We start from the raw sequence: 14,739 nt of genomic DNA, 5'->3' as shown, positions 1-14,739 counted from the left end.
TCCGTGACTGACTTTCCGCACGCATCCGTCCTGGAAGGCCTGCGATTCACCGCCCAGATCGGCGCTCCCAACATCATTCTGGGGTTGTTCAGCAAGCGGGAGGTGCCGACCCGGATCGCGTCGATGGTGGCCGCCGACTACCTCGGCTACCGGCTGGTGGAGGGGATGGTGCGCAGCTACGGGCCCGGACCGTTCTACGTCCGCGTCGCACGCGACGAGGCGCTGTTGCTCCACGACCCCGACGACTTGCGCTTCGTGCTCAATGGCTCGCCGGATCCGTTCGCTTCGGACCCGGAGGCCAAACGCAAGGGGATGGCCGCGTTTCAGCCTGAGGCGCTGACGATTTCGCGCGGTCAGCAGTGGCAGGAGCGCCGCAAGTTTGCCGAGGCCGTGCTCGACACCGACAAGCCCGTGCACCGGCTCGCCCAACCATTCGTCGACATCGCCGCGGACACCGCGGCCGAACTCGTGCCGGAAACCATCCGTTGGCAGAACTTCAACGCGGCCATCCAGCGGATGACCCGGCGGGTGGTATTCGGCCCCGCGGCCGCCGAGGACACCGAGCTGACCGAGCTGTTGGGCGAACTGATGTCGGCGGGTAATCGCATGCCCGGTGAACCCGCGCCGCGTTACGACGAGTTCATCTCCCGTATCGAAAGCTATCTGGCGGATCCCGAAGCTGGCAGCCTCGCCGCGCTGATCCCGCAGGCGCCCGATCCGGGGGTGGCACCCGCGGGCCAGCTGGTGCACTGGTTGTTCGCGATGGGAGACACGTTGGCCGCCAACGTGTTTCGCACGCTGGGCGTGCTGTCGACTCACGGCGAACAGCTGCGTGAGGTAAAGCACGAGATGGCCGGCGCGGACATCTCTTCGGCCGCCGGCATTGCCAAGCTCGATTACCTGGCCGGTTGCCTGTACGAGACCATGCGGCTATGGCCGACCACCCAACTGTTCGGCCGGGTGACCACGCGTGACGTCGAGTTCCCGAACGGCGCCGTCCTGCCCGAAGGCCAGCAGGTGTTGATCTACAACGTGTTCAACCACCGCAACCGCAACCGCATCCCGTACGCGGACAAGTTCTCACCGGGCGAATGGGTGAGCGGAGACGCCGGCAACGACTGGTCGTACAACTTCCTCAGCCACGGCCCGCAGGGCTGCCCGGGTGCCAACTTGGCTGTGCTACTGGGACAGGCGGTGCTCGCCCACCTGATCGACGGGGGCGCCACCAATTGCTCCGGAACCCGGCTGAACCCCGGTAGACCGCTACCGCACAGTTTCGACCTGTACGGGTTCAGCATGGCCTGCAGCGTGGCGGACGATTAGCGCGTCGCGACGACGGCGGTGATGTTGCGGAACTGGGCCACCGAGTCGTCGTCGGGGAAGCCGCGGCCGAAGTCGGCGAACATGTCCCGCCGTGGCCGGGTGGTGACCTGCCAGCCCTGATCCTTCAGGTAGTCGACGACATTGCTGCGCTCGCCGTCGTAGAACAGCCCGGACAGGTCGATGTCGCAGCCCAGGTTGACCCACCGTTGGTTGAATTCCTGTGCGCGCTGCGACATTGTCACATCGGAGCCGCGCGATTCGGGGTGGTATTCGGTGGCCAGCCTGCTGCCGGGGGCGCTGAGCTCGGTGATGTTGTCGAACAGCCGGTCCTGGGCTTGCGGCGGAAGGTACATGAGCAAGCCCTCCGCGCTCCACGCGGCGGGCCTCGTCGCGTCGAATCCACTGCGGCGCAAGGCAGCAGGCCAGTCTTCGCGCAGGTCGATGGCGACCGTCTTCCGGTGTGCGGCGGGCGTGGCGCCCAGCGCGGACATGGTTGCGGTCTTGAACTCCACGACCTTGGGCTGGTCCACTTCGTAGACCACACTGCCCCTGGGCCAGGACAGCCGGTAGGCCCGGGCGTCGAGACCGGCGGCCAGAATCACGAATTGGCGAACTCCCGCATCGGCGGCGTCGAGGAAGAACTGGTCGAAGAAACGGGTCCGCACCCCCATCGAGTCGGTCTCGAACTGCAAGTCTCGTTCGGCGTCGGCGTAGTCCTCGGGTGGGCTTATCTGGCCGTCGACCATGCGGGTGAAGAAGTCGAGGCCGACCGCACGTACCAGCGGAGCCGCGAACGGATCATCGATGATCGCGTCGGGCCCCTCGCTCGCCAGCGCACGAGCGGCGGCGACCATGGTCGCGGTGGCACCGACACTGGAGGCCAGGTCCCAGCTGTCTCCAGGGGACCGTGGTGAGTCAGTGCGTGTCATGGTGTTCCTTCTCGACAAGCCGCGTTGGATATTTAGCAAATGCAATGAGCTACCCGGAACTCTACTCGGTTGCACCGGCTCCCCGGCGGCCCTGGGCGGACCAGCGGGCACTAGCTGTTAGTCTCGTACACGGCTTACGCCGTACGTCCTGACCTGCGGGTGTTGGGCGCGTAACTCAGGATGACCCCCGGCTGCGCAGGAGGAAGAGTGCTTTCGGCTTTCATCTCGTCGCTGCGAACAGTCGACTTGAGACGGAAGATCCTGTTCACGCTGGGCATAGTCATCCTGTATCGGGTCGGCGCCACCCTGCCGTCGCCAGGTGTCGACTTCAAGGTCGTGAACGAGTGCGTCAAGCAGGCCGAGGGCGGCCAGGCCGGACAGATGTATTCGCTGATCAACCTGTTCTCCGGCGGTGCGCTGCTGAAGGTGACGGTGTTCGCGGTGGGCGTGATGCCCTACATCACCGCCAGCATCATCGTGCAGCTGCTCACCGTGGTCATCCCGCGGTTCGAGGAGCTGCGTAAAGAAGGCCAGGCCGGCCAGGCCAAGATGACGCAGTACACCCGCTACCTGGCGATCGCGCTGGCGATTCTGCAAGCCACCAGCATCGTGGCCCTGGCGGCCAGCGGCCAGCTGCTGCAGGGCTGCCGGGAAGAGATCATCTCCGACCAGAGCATCTTCACGCTCGTCGTCATCGTGCTGGTGATGACGGCCGGCGCCGGGCTGGTCATGTGGATGGGTGAGCTGGTCACCGAACGCGGGATCGGCAACGGCATGTCGCTGCTGATCTTCGTCGGCATCGCCGCCCGCATCTACCCCGAAGGCCAGCAGATCCTGGAAAGCCGCGGCGGTGTCATCTTCGCGGCCGTGTGCGGGGCCGCGCTGGTCATCATCGTCGGGGTGGTGTTCGTCGAGCAGGGCCAGCGCCGCATCCCGGTCCAGTACGCCAAACGCATGGTGGGCCGGCGCATGTATGGCGGCACCTCGACGTATCTGCCGCTCAAGGTCAACCAGGCCGGTGTTATCCCGGTCATCTTCGCGTCCTCGCTGATCTACATTCCGCATCTGATCACCCAGCTGGTCCGCAGCGGCGGCAGCTCGCGGGCGGCCAACGGCTGGTGGGACAAATTCGTCGGGACGTACCTGTCCGACCCGAGTGACCCGGTCTACATCACCATCTATTTCGGGCTGATCATCTTCTTCACCTACTTCTACGTGTCGGTCACGTTCAATCCCGACGAACGTGCCGACGAGATGAAGAAGTTCGGCGGCTTCATTCCGGGTATCCGGCCGGGGCGGCCGACCGCGGACTATCTGCGCTATGTGCTCAGCCGCATTACCCTGCCGGGTTCGGTCTACCTCGGCGTGATCGCGGTGCTGCCTAATCTGTTCCTTCAGATCGGAGCCAGCGGAGGGGTGCAGAACCTTCCCTTCGGTGGAACAGCCGTTCTGATCATGATCGGTGTCGGTTTGGATACGGTCAAACAGATAGAGAGTCAGCTCATGCAGCGCAATTACGAAGGGTTCCTCAAGTGAGAGTGGTTTTGCTGGGACCGCCGGGAGCGGGTAAGGGGACGCAGGCCCAAAAGCTCGCCGAGAAGCTCGGGATCCCGCAGATCTCCACCGGCGAACTGTTCCGGCAGAACATCGAGAACGGCACCAAGCTGGGTCTGGAGGCCCAGCGCTATCTGGACGCCGGTGACCTGGTGCCCTCCGAGTTGACCAACCAGCTCGTCGACGACCGGCTGAACAATCCCGACACGGCCAAGGGCTTCATCCTGGACGGGTATCCGCGCTCGGTGGAGCAGGCCAAGGCGCTGCACGAGATGCTCGAACGTCGTGGCACCGACATCGATGCGGTGGTCGAGTTCCGCGTTTCGGAGGAAGAGCTGTTGCAGCGGCTCAAAGGGCGCGGCCGCGCGGACGACACCGAAGAGGTCATCCACAACCGGATGAAGGTCTACCGCGACGAAACCGCGCCGCTGCTCGAGTACTACAGCAGCGAGCTGAAGACCGTCGACGCGGTGGGAAGTCTCGACGAGGTTTTCGCCCGCGCGTTGCACGCATTGGGGAAGTAACCATGAGCGCTTTGGCACGCCTGCGGCCTCGCAGGGTCGTGCCGCAGCGCAGTGCAGCCGAACTCGACGCGATGGCCGCCGCCGGCGCCGTCGTCGCAGTCGCGCTGAACGCCGTCCAGGCCGCCGCGGTTGCCGGGGTCTCGACCCTGAGCCTCGATGAAATCGCGGAGTCGGTGATCCGCGAAGCCGGCGCCACGCCGTCGTTCCTGGGCTACCACGGCTACCCGGCGTCGATCTGTGCATCCGTCAACGACCGGGTGGTCCACGGCATCCCCTCGGCCGCCGAGATTCTTGCTGCCGGCGACCTGGTCTCCATCGACTGCGGTGCGGTACTGGACGGGTGGCACGGCGATGCCGCGGTCACGTTCGGCGTCGGAATCCTCGACCCGGCCGACGAAGCACTCTCGCAGGCGACCAGGGAATCGCTGGAAGCCGGAATCGCGGCGATGGTCGTCGGCAATCGCTTGACCGACGTCGCGCACGCCATCGAACTCGGCACTCGAGCGGCTGAGGTCCGCTACGCACGCGCGTTCGGGATCGTGCAGGGGTACGGGGGCCATGGCATCGGCAGGCACATGCACATGGACCCGTTCCTGCCCAACGAGGGGCCGCCCGGCCGCGGTCCGCTGCTGGCCGCCGGTTCGGTGCTGGCCATCGAGCCGATGCTCACCCTGGGAACCGGCAAGACGGTGGTCCTCGACGACGAATGGACGGTGACCACCGCCGACGGGTCACGGGCGGCACATTGGGAGCACACGGTGGCGGTGACCGAGAGTGGGCCGCGCATTCTGACCCTGCCCTGAGCCGGTTTACCCAGCTTATGACCGTGCGACGATGAACTAATCACCCACTCGCCTCGTGTCAGTTGCAGGAGGTGATTGCGTGGCTCGGGTTGCCGGCGTCGCGGCTGCGGAAGCCGCGCTGATGAAGGCGCTCTACGACGAGCACGCCGCCGTGTTGTGGCGCTACGCGCTGCGGCTGACCGGCGACGCGAGCCAGGCCGAGGACGTGGTACAGGAGACGCTGCTGCGGGCGTGGCAGCATCCGGAAGTGATCGGCGACTCGGAGCGCCCGGCGCGGGCATGGCTGTTCACCGTGGCCCGCAACATGATCATCGACGACCGGCGCAGCGCCCGGTTCCGCAACGTCGTCGGTTCGACCGACGAGGAAGGCGCGCCCGAGCGGTCCACGCCGGATGAGGTCAACGCCGCACTGGACCGGATGTTGATCGGCGACGCGATGGCCCAGTTGTCCGCGGAGCACCGGGCGGTCATCGAGCGGTCCTACTACCGCGGATGGACCACCGCGCAGATCGCTACGGACCTCGGAATCGCGGAAGGAACAGTGAAGTCGCGATTACACTATGCCGTACGGGCATTGCGGCTCACTCTGCAGGAACTTGGAGTAACCCGATGACAGCGGAATCTTTTGGGGATATCGGGATCCGTGGGAATCTCGGGCCCATCCGGCTGGCAATCGGTTCCGAATACTTGAGGGTGACGGGAGAAATGACATGAGGATGCCGCTACGGGGAATCGGCCCGCCGGGCGACACGCCCGGTGACAAAGAGATACGCGATCTGGCCATGAACGAGGACACGTACGCGACGTGGGACGCCGCGTACGTGCTGGGGTCACTCTCTGCCGCCGAGCGTCGCGAATACGAGTCACACCTGACCCAGTGCCCGCCATGCCGGGAGGCCGTCGCCGAACTCAGCGGCGTGCCTGCCCTGCTTTCGCAGCTCGACCGTGCCGAAGTGACCGCGATCGCCGAGTCGGGCGGCGCGGCCGGGACGGCGTTCGCGACACCTGAGATGTCGCCACAGTTGTTGCCGACGCTGTTGGAAAAGGTGCGTTGGCGTCGCCGCCGCACCCGCATGACGGCGTGGGTGGCCTCAGCCGCGGCCGCCGCGGTGCTGGCAATCGGCGTGTTCGTCGGGGTCCAGGGTCATTCGGCAACCCCTGCTCAGCAGGTGACGGCGTCTGCCCAGCCGATGACTCAGGTCGGCACCAACCTGCTGGCCTCGACGGTGGCGGTCACCCCGCAACACTGGGGCACGTTCATCAATCTGCGCTGCGTGTGCCTGGCACCGCTGACCGCTCACCATGACACGCTGGCGATGGTCGTGATCGGGCGCGACGGCAGTCAGACCCGATTGGCCACCTGGGTGGCCGACCCCGGCCACACCGCGACGCCCGCGGCAAGCATTTCGACGCCGATGGCCCAGATTGCCGCGGTGCAAGTGGTTTCCGCGGACGACGGTCACGTGCTGTTGGAGCGTTCGCTGTAATTCCCGCGGTGAGGTGAACTCAAAGCCTCCACGTGTCGTGTCAATGACATGCCAGGGCAGTACCGGGTGGTCGACTACATCGTCGACCGGCTCGCCGCAATTGGCGCCGACCACATTTTCGGCGTGGACGGCGCCAACATCGAGGATCTGTACGACGCGGCGCATTTCCGGTCCGGCATCACCGCAGTGCTGGCCAAGCATGAGTTCTCCGCCGCCACCATGGCCGACGGGTACAGCCGCAGCGGGGCCGGACCCGGCTCTGGACTGGGAATCGTCGCGGCCACTTCGGGCGGCGGTGCGCTGAATCTGGTTGCTGGACTGGGCGAGGCGCTGGCCAGCCGGGTCCCGGTGCTTGCTTTGGTCGGCCAGGCCCCCACCGCGATGGACGGGCTGGGCAGCTTTCAGGACACCAGCGGACGCAACGGATCGCTGAACGCCGAAGCGCTGTTCTCCGCGGTCTCGGTGTCGTGTGAGCGCGTGCTCACACCGGCCGGCATCTTCACGGCGCTGCCGCGGGCCATCGCGACAGCTCGCACCGGCGGGCCGGCAGTGTTGTTGCTGCCCAAGGACATTCAGCAGAGCCGAGTCGAGATCGAGAGCCGGAACAACGGCTATGCCATTCTCGAGCCGCGCCCCATCGGCAACCCGCATCCGATCGTCAAAGTGCTGCGCGACGCGAACGGTCCGGTCACCATCATCGTGGGCGAGCAGGTGGCCCGCGACGACGCCCGCGCCGAGCTCGAGGAGCTGCGCGCGGTGTTGCGGGCACGGGTGGCTACTGTCCCCGACGCGAAGGACGTGGCGGGGACACCGGGTTTGGGCTCGTCGTCCGCGCTCGGTGTCACCGGTGTCATGGGCCACCCCGGTGTGATCGAAGCGGTCAACGCCAGCGCGGTGTGCCTTGTGGTAGGTACCCGGCTGTCCGCCACCGCCCGCACCGGTCTCGACGACGTGCTGCCGAAGGTGACCGTCTCGATCGGCTCAGCGCCGCCGTACATTTCGTGCACCCACGTGCACACCGACGACTTGCGCGGATCGCTGCGCATGATGATCCAGTCGTTGTCCGGCCGTGGACGGCCGACGGGTGTGCGGGTACCCGACGCGGTGCGACGCACCGAACTGGTGCCGCCCGCGTACTTAGGGCCGGGAGTCCGGTACCGCGACGCCATGGCCGTACTCGACGCCGCCCTGCCGGACGGGACAGACGTCGTGGTCGACGCGGGCAACACCGGCGCGGCGGCGATCCACTACCTGCCGGCGCGGCGCGGCGGCAGGTTCGCGGTCGCGCTCGGCATGGGGGGGATGGGCTATAGCTTCGGTGCGGGCATCGGGATGGCGTTCGGCCGGTCCAGCTCCGGACGCGGCCCCGGTCGCACTGTCGTAATCGCCGGTGACGGAGCATTTTTCATGCACGGCATGGAGGTGCACACCGCGGTGCAGTATCGGCTTCCGGTGACGTTCGTGTTGCTCAACAACAATGCCCACGCCATGTGCGTCACCCGCGAGCAACTGTTCTACGACGATCTCTACAGCTACAACCGATTCCGGCCCAGCCGGCTGGGTGCCGGTCTGGCGGCGATGTTCCCGGGCCTGGCCTCCATCGACGTCAGCGACCTCGACGCCCTGGCCGCCGCGATGCGCGCGGTCTCGGACATCGATGGCCCTGCGGTGGTCAGCGTCGAATGTGCTGCCGACGAAATCCCGCCCTTCGCACCATTCCTCGCATCACTTCTCGATGGCCGCCAAAGACCTTCGGTCAAACATACGATCACAACCGCTAAGGAGAACCGAACCGATGTCGCTGCCAGCGCTTGACGATATCCAAACCCACCACCTGGCCCAGACCGGCCTGGGTGAGCCCATCGACGGCTTGGTCCGCATCGAAACCAGCCCCAGGGAAAAGGCCACCCCGATCATCATGGAGATGATGCGGTCGGTATACCCGCACGACGTCGTCTACGGGGAGTACTGCACCGTCAACGATTACGTCGACTGTCCGCCTGATGAGCTTTACGAGTACATGGCCGACACCCGCAGCCTGGAGGAGTGGACTTATAGTCTGCGCGGATTCACCACTACCGACGAACCCGGTCTTTGGCTTGCCTACGACCGGCTTGGTTCGGAGACGAAGATCTACACCCGCACCATCGCCGACAAGCAGGCCCGGACCGTCGATTACCACTGCGCATGGGACCAGGGCAAGCACTTGTGGATGATCTATTTGATGCGCGTCGTCGATGCCCAGGTGGTCCTCGACAAGCCGGGTTCGGTTGTGCTGTGGACCAATTGCCATCACCCCTTCTATGACAAGAACCCGTACCCCGAGACCGCGCCGGCGCAACGCCCGGTGTGGGTCGGCGATTTCTGGGACATGTTCGGCGCCGGCCACCTGCTGGAACTGAAGAACCTCAAGGCGATCGCCGAGTACCGCCACCGCAACGGGCTGCCGGTGACCCCCGAGTGGATGAGCTGAGGAACGATATGAGCAACCAGAGCGTCAGCCTGATCGACGTTTCCACCTACCTGCCCGGCGAACCCATCGGCGCGGAGTACTACGCGCAATTCGCCGAGACCGACGACCTGCGTGACAATCTCATGTTCCGTGCGCCGAAGTTTCGTCATCACGTCGCACCGGACGAGACCGCGATCGACATGGTAGAGCGTGCGGCGCAAGGTTTGATCGACCGGCACGGCCAAGATTTCATCGAGAGCGTCGACGTGCTGATCACCCACACCCAGGTACCCGACATGGCCTTCTACGGCGAAGGCGGCGGCATCGCCCACCGGTTGGGCCTGCGACCTTCGTGGGCGCTGGACCTGAACAACGGCGGATGTGCGGCGTTCGTGCTGGCGCTCAACGTGGCTCGCAAACTGCTGTCGTCGGGCGAAGGTCGCACCGCGCTGATCGCCATCGCCCAGAATGCGGCCGGGCAGTTCTTCGATCAGCCCACGATCCGTCGCAAGGCGCAGTCTGCGGTGCCGGGCGACGGGGCCGCGGTCGGCCTGGTCGCGCTGTCCGATCAGTCGCCCATTCTGGATGCCGAATGCCGCACCTATGGCGAGTACGCCGGTGAGATGACGCTGTCTTACGACCCGCCCCGCAAATGGTGGGCGGCCGGAACCGGCGAGGGCAGCATCGGGTTCACGGATAGCAAGATCACGAAAGTCCTGGCCCGCGGCAACCGGCAGGTTCCTGAGGTGGCGCTGGCGGTATGCGACCGAATCGGCGTGGCTCCCAAAGACATCGATCTACTGGTGACCAACCAACCCAACCGGGTGTTTCTGCGCAATTGGCGCGAAGCGCTGGAGCTGCCCAAGGAACGTCATCGGGACACCTTCGACCAGTGCGGCAACCTTTTCGGTGCGGGTATTCCAGTCAACCTTGACCGCGCAATATCCGACGGGCAGCTCAAGAGCGGGGACCTGGTCCTGATGGCGGCCTTTGCGCACGCCGGCGACTTCGCCGGCGCGGCGGCGGTGCGCTGGGGAGGGCGCGACTGATGGCAGCCTTTGCCAGCCCGGTCACCGCCGAAGTCGGAGACGGCTTTCCCGACGCTATCGATCCGTTTGCGTTGTCGCTCAACGAAAATCCGTATCCGCCGCTTCCCGCGGTGCGCTCGGCACTGTATCGCTCGATCGACGCGGCCAATCGGTATCCGGAGTTTCTGCCCGAACGGTTGCGCAGCTTGATCGCCGGCCGGATCGGCCTGCCACCGGACCAGGTGGTGCTCGGCGCCGGTGCGACGGGCGTCGTGCTGCAGGCGCTGCAGGCATTGACCACCCCCGGCGACGCGATCGCCATGTCGTCGCCGACGTTCGACGGATATCCAATCATTGCGAAGATGGCGCGGCTGAATCCGGTGACAGTGCCGCTGGACCAATACGGCCACAACGATCTCGACGCCCTGGCCGATGCTGCGGCCAATGCCCGCGTGGTGGTGGTGTGCCGGCCGCACAATCCGACGGGCACGCTGGACCCGACGGCCGAGATCGTCAGGTTCCTGCGCCGGGTCCCGCGCGACACCGTCGTCTTGCTCGACGAGGCCTATATCGAATTCGCTGCCCCGCAGCACCGGATCGACGTATGGGGCCTGACCAGTTATTTTCCCAACGTCGTGCTGGTGCGCACCTTTTCCAAGGCGTACGGACTGGCCGGCCTGCGAATCGGTTACGGCCTGGCATCCCCGGAGCTGGCCAAGACGTTGTGGACACAGCAGCTGCCGTTCGGCATCGCGATCACCAGCCTGCTTGCCGTCGCGGCCTCCTACGATGCCGAAGATCAACTGCTGCAACGAATTCGAGCGATCACCGCCGAACGCCGCTATCTGCGGATGCGGCTGATCGCGATGGGGATTTATACACCCGACGCGCACGCGAACTTCGTATACCTGCCGTCCAGCGGTGGGCGCGGGCGGCCGTGGGGCGAGGTATTCGCCGGCAGCGGCCTGCACATCCGGTGCTACGCCGACGGTGGCGCCCGAATCACCGTGGGCAGCCGCGAGTCCACCCTGGCGGTACTGGATGCGGTGGCAAAACCGGCGGCGAGCGCAAGCTGAATCCGGTGACCCGGCTTCCCCCGGCGAGGGGGCGGGGGAAGCCGGGCTTCGGATCTGCGGTAAGAAAAGGCGTGGCCGCGTCAAATCCTCAAAAGCGTGACCCGATCGCCGCTGCGCGCGCCAATTGGGAGCGAGCCGGATGGGGCGATGTCGCAGCGGGCATGGTCGCGGTGACCTCGGTGATGCGCGCGCACCAGATCTTGCTGGCCAGGGTTGAGACGGCGCTGCGCCCGTACGACCTGAGCTTCTCGCGATTCGAACTGCTGCGGTTGTTGGCCTTCAGCCGGACCGGAGCATTGCCGATCACCAAAGCGTCGGATCGGTTGCAGGTCCACGTCACCAGCGTCACCCACGCGATCCGGCGACTGGAGGCCGACGGGCTGGTGCAGCGGGTTCCGCACCCCACAGACGGGCGAACGACGCTGGTGCAAATCACTGACCTCGGCCGCTCGACCGTCGAAGATGCCACCGTCACGCTCAATGAGCAGGTGTTCGCGGAAATAGGAATGTCTGCCGACGAATCACAGGCGCTGGTGTCGTCTATTGAAACCCTGCGCCGCAACGCAGGAGACTACTCGGACTGAACCTAGAGAAAGGCAGGACAGTGGACCCACTAGTTGCTCACCAACGCGCTCAGGACGCGTTCGCCGCCGTCCTTGCCGACGTCACCCCCGACCAGATCGGTACTCCCACACCGTGCTCGGAGTGGACGATCGGTGATCTGATCGAGCACGTCATCGGCGGCAACGAGCACGTCGGGCTCTGGGCTAGCGAACCCGTCCAGCCACCGCCTCGGCCCGATGACATCGCCGCGGCCCACCGGACCTCGGCCGCCGCCGCTCAACAGGTCTTCGCGGCGCCGAACGGCATGACGACGACGTTCAAACTGCCGTTCGGGGAGCTGCCTGGACAACTGTTCATCGGGCTCCGCACCACCGATGTGCTCACCCACGCGTGGGACCTTGCCGCCGCCACCGGTCAATCGACGGATCTGGATCCCGAGTTGGCGACCGAGCAACTCGCTGTCGCGCGTGCGGTGGTGGGACCACAGTTCCGCGGACAGGGCAAGCCGTTCAGCGACGAGCAGCCATGTTCAACTGAGCGTCCACCCGCCGATCAGCTGGCCGCCTTCCTGGGCCGAAAGGTCCAGTGACGCTGGGTCATTCGGTCTGCCGTCATAGTCTCATCTGTCCCACCAGTCCCGGCGCGGAGTTTGTGTGGCTTTTGTCCGCCCCCGAGCGACAGCCGTTGCGTGGCAAGGTAATTGTCGCTATGAGGTGGACAGAAAGACACAAGCCACTTGCCCGGTGATGGAAGTGACCGGTGTGGCCAATGATGTACCGAGCCTACATTCGTAGTCTCTGGCTTGGCTGTGAATCGTCGGCTCTGGGCGTGAATCCTGGGCGGAAGTTCGCGGCCGATTCCCGCCCTACATTCACACCGAAAGCCCCACATTCACAACGAAATCCGTCAGTTCACAACGTACGCGCGGTACGGCGCCAGTCAGCTGACGCGCAGCGTTTCGATCACCGCACTGAAGTCCTTGTCGCCGTGGTCGGCGGCGAATTTCGCGTAGATCTCCGCGGCGTGGGTGCCCAGCGGCGCCCTGGAACCGGTTGACGCCACCGCATCCATGGCCAAGCCCAGGTCCTTATTCATCAGCGCCGTGGCGAAGCCCGGCTGGAAGTCGTGGTTGGCCGGCGATGTCGGCACCGGGCCCGGCACCGGACAATTGGTATGCACCGCCCAGCAATTGCCGGTCGCGCCGGTGATGACGTCGAACAGCGCCTGCGCCGAGAGGCCGAGCTTCTCGGCCAACACGAACGCCTCGCCGATGGCGATCTGCTGCACCGCCAGCACCATGTTGTTGCACACCTTGGCGGCCTGACCGGCACCGGCCGCACCGCAGTGAATGATTTTGCCCGCCATGGGATTTAGCGCTGGGCGCGCGCGCTGCAGGGCCGCCTCGTCGCCGCCGACCATGAACGCCAATGTGCCGGCAACGGCACCCTTGACGCCGCCCGACACCGGAGCGTCGAGCTGGGGCATGCCGTGTGAGCCGGCCAGGGCATGCACCTCGCGGGCGTCGTCGACCGAGATCGTCGAACTGTCGATGAACAAGGCGCCGTCTCGAGCGGCGGGCAGGATCTCGGCGTAACAGCGCTTCACCACGTCGCCGTTGGGCAGCATCGTGATGACGACGTCGGCGCCGGCCACCGCGGCCCCGGCGCTGTCGAACACCGTGGCACCGTTCTCTGCGGCAGCCGACCTCGCTGCGGGTAGCGGGTCGTACCCGCGCACGGCATGGCCGGCAGCGACCAGGTTGGCCGACATCGGCGCGCCCATATGGCCCAGCCCCAAAAAAGCGATCGTGAGATGCTCCGTCATGGTTCCCTTTCTAAGGGCTTGCGCGGAAGCGCGTGGCTTCGGCCCTGCCGATGACCACGCGCATGATTTCGTTGGTCCCTTCCAGAATTCGATGCACCCGCAGGTCACGGACGATCTTTTCCAGACCATACTCGCGCAGGTAGCCGTATCCGCCGTGCAGCTGCAGAGCCTTGTCGGCGACCTCGAAGCAGGTGTCGGTGACATAGCGTTTGGCCATCGCGCACAGCTCGACCTTGTCGGGATCGTCGGCGTCGAGCGCACTTGCGGCCCGCCACAACAGCATTCGTGAGGTCTCCACCGCGGTGGCCATGTCGGCCAGGCTGAACCGGATGGTCGGCTCGTCCAGCAGCGAGCCGCCGAATGCCTGCCGGTCGCGAACGTAGCCGCCGGCCTTGTCGAAGGCGGCCTGCGCCCCTCCGAGCGAGCACGCCGCGATGTTGAGCCGACCGCCGTTCAGGCCGTTCATCGCGATGCCGAAGCCCGCACCCTCACCGTCTGCGCCGCCCAGCATCGCCTCGGCCGGGACCCGCACCCCGTCCAGGATCACCTGCGCGGTGGGCTGTGCGTGCCAGCCCATCTTCTCTTCGGGTGCGCCGAAACTGAGACCGGGAGTGTCCTTTTCGACGACGAAGGTGGATATCCCGCGAGGGCCCTCGCTTCCGGTGCGCGCCATCACCACGTACACGTCCGAAGCCCCGGCACCGGAAATGAATTGCTTGACGCCGTCGAGAACATAATCGCCGCCCTGCTTGACCGCCCGCGTGCTCAGCGCGCCGGCGTCCGACCCGGCGCCCGGCTCGGTCAGGCAGTAGCTGGCAATGACGTCCATCGACGCCAGCCGCGGAATCCACATCTTGCGTTGTTCATCGGTGCCGTAGCTGTCGATCATCCACGCGCACATGTTGTGGATGGACAGGAAGGCCGCGGTGACCGGGTCGGCGATGGCCAATTGCTCGAAGATGCGCACCCCGTCCAGCCGGCGCAGTCCACTGCCGCCCACGTCGTCGCGGCAGTAGATCGCCGCCATCCCGAGTTCGGCGGCTTCGCGCAGCACGTCGGTCGGAAAGTGTTCGGTGGCATCCCATTCCAGGGCGTGCGGGGCGATGCGCTTGGCGGCGAACGCCGCCGCGGTCTCGGTGATCACCCGCTCGTCGTCGTTGAGAGCTTGAAACATC

15 protein-coding genes are annotated in these 14,739 nt (G+C 65.9%); 12 read left to right on the top strand and 3 right to left on the bottom strand.

Annotated features, from left to right (window positions below):
- Positions 1-3 precede the first annotated feature (3 nt).
- A complete protein-coding gene (locus A5791_RS10865) occupies positions 4-1,323 on the top strand; it encodes a cytochrome P450 (protein ID WP_067235382.1) in 1,320 nt (439 codons plus the stop codon).
- Here A5791_RS10865 and A5791_RS10860 read toward each other — a convergent pair.
- Positions 1,320-2,252, bottom strand: a complete 933-nt coding sequence (locus A5791_RS10860) for a class I SAM-dependent methyltransferase (RefSeq protein ID WP_067235379.1) — start codon at positions 2,250-2,252, stop codon at positions 1,320-1,322. The two genes, A5791_RS10865 and A5791_RS10860, sit on opposite strands and share 4 nt — an antisense overlap.
- Positions 2,253-2,459: 207 nt before the next feature.
- On the opposite strand from A5791_RS10860, the gene secY reads away from it, so the two are divergent.
- The 11 genes from secY (at position 2,460) to A5791_RS10805 (ending at position 12,329) form a co-directional block, all read left to right on the top strand.
- Positions 2,460-3,788: a preprotein translocase subunit SecY gene (secY, locus tag A5791_RS10855; protein ID WP_067235377.1), complete on the top strand. Its 1,329-nt coding sequence runs from the start codon at positions 2,460-2,462 to the stop codon at positions 3,786-3,788.
- Positions 3,785-4,330, top strand: a complete 546-nt coding sequence (locus A5791_RS10850) for an adenylate kinase (protein ID WP_067235373.1) — start codon at positions 3,785-3,787, stop codon at positions 4,328-4,330. The genes secY and A5791_RS10850 overlap by 4 nt, the downstream gene beginning before the upstream one ends.
- Positions 4,331-4,332: 2 nt before the next feature.
- Complete coding sequence (gene map, locus A5791_RS10845) at positions 4,333-5,133, top strand: type I methionyl aminopeptidase (protein WP_067235368.1); 801 nt, start codon at positions 4,333-4,335, stop codon at positions 5,131-5,133.
- A 79-nt stretch (positions 5,134-5,212) separates the two neighbouring features.
- Complete coding sequence (locus A5791_RS10840; RefSeq protein WP_082966861.1) at positions 5,213-5,746, top strand: sigma-70 family RNA polymerase sigma factor; 534 nt, start codon at positions 5,213-5,215, stop codon at positions 5,744-5,746.
- 103 nt (positions 5,747-5,849) lie between these two features.
- A complete protein-coding gene (locus tag A5791_RS10835; RefSeq protein ID WP_369828049.1) occupies positions 5,850-6,620 on the top strand; it encodes an anti-sigma factor in 771 nt (256 codons plus the stop codon).
- A gap of 48 nt (positions 6,621-6,668) precedes the next feature.
- Positions 6,669-8,435: a thiamine pyrophosphate-binding protein gene (locus A5791_RS10830; protein ID WP_067235364.1), complete on the top strand. Its 1,767-nt coding sequence runs from the start codon at positions 6,669-6,671 to the stop codon at positions 8,433-8,435.
- Positions 8,416-9,093 carry a hypothetical protein gene (locus A5791_RS10825; protein WP_067235361.1) on the top strand — a complete coding sequence of 226 codons (678 nt, stop codon included), beginning with the start codon at positions 8,416-8,418 and terminating at the stop codon, positions 9,091-9,093. Before A5791_RS10830 ends, A5791_RS10825 begins: the two co-directional genes overlap by 20 nt.
- 8 nt (positions 9,094-9,101) lie before the next feature.
- Positions 9,102-10,121: a 3-oxoacyl-ACP synthase III family protein gene (locus tag A5791_RS10820; protein ID WP_067235474.1), complete on the top strand. Its 1,020-nt coding sequence runs from the start codon at positions 9,102-9,104 to the stop codon at positions 10,119-10,121.
- A complete protein-coding gene (locus A5791_RS10815; protein WP_067235356.1) occupies positions 10,121-11,176 on the top strand; it encodes an aminotransferase class I/II-fold pyridoxal phosphate-dependent enzyme in 1,056 nt (351 codons plus the stop codon). Before A5791_RS10820 ends, A5791_RS10815 begins: the two co-directional genes overlap by 1 nt.
- 71 nt (positions 11,177-11,247) lie before the next feature.
- Positions 11,248-11,760, top strand: coding sequence for a MarR family transcriptional regulator (locus A5791_RS10810; protein ID WP_067235353.1), 513 nt, complete (start codon positions 11,248-11,250; stop codon positions 11,758-11,760).
- A 20-nt stretch (positions 11,761-11,780) separates the two neighbouring features.
- Positions 11,781-12,329 carry a TIGR03086 family metal-binding protein gene (locus A5791_RS10805; RefSeq protein ID WP_067235350.1) on the top strand — a complete coding sequence of 183 codons (549 nt, stop codon included), beginning with the start codon at positions 11,781-11,783 and terminating at the stop codon, positions 12,327-12,329.
- A gap of 350 nt (positions 12,330-12,679) precedes the next feature.
- Here the strand turns inward: A5791_RS10805 and mmsB are convergent, their stop codons facing one another.
- Entirely contained in the window at positions 12,680-13,564 is an 885-nt protein-coding gene (gene mmsB / locus A5791_RS10800) for a 3-hydroxyisobutyrate dehydrogenase (protein WP_067235347.1), read from the bottom strand.
- Positions 13,565-13,574: 10 nt separating this feature from the next.
- Entirely contained in the window at positions 13,575-14,738 is a 1,164-nt protein-coding gene (locus A5791_RS10795) for an isobutyryl-CoA dehydrogenase (RefSeq protein WP_067235471.1), read from the bottom strand.
- Between the last annotated feature and the right edge of the window lies 1 nt (position 14,739).

This window comes from Mycobacterium sp. 852002-51163_SCH5372311, assembly GCF_001667115.1.
GTDB lineage: Bacteria > Actinomycetota > Actinomycetes > Mycobacteriales > Mycobacteriaceae > Mycobacterium.
This window is presented reverse-complemented; position numbering and strand designations above follow the sequence as displayed.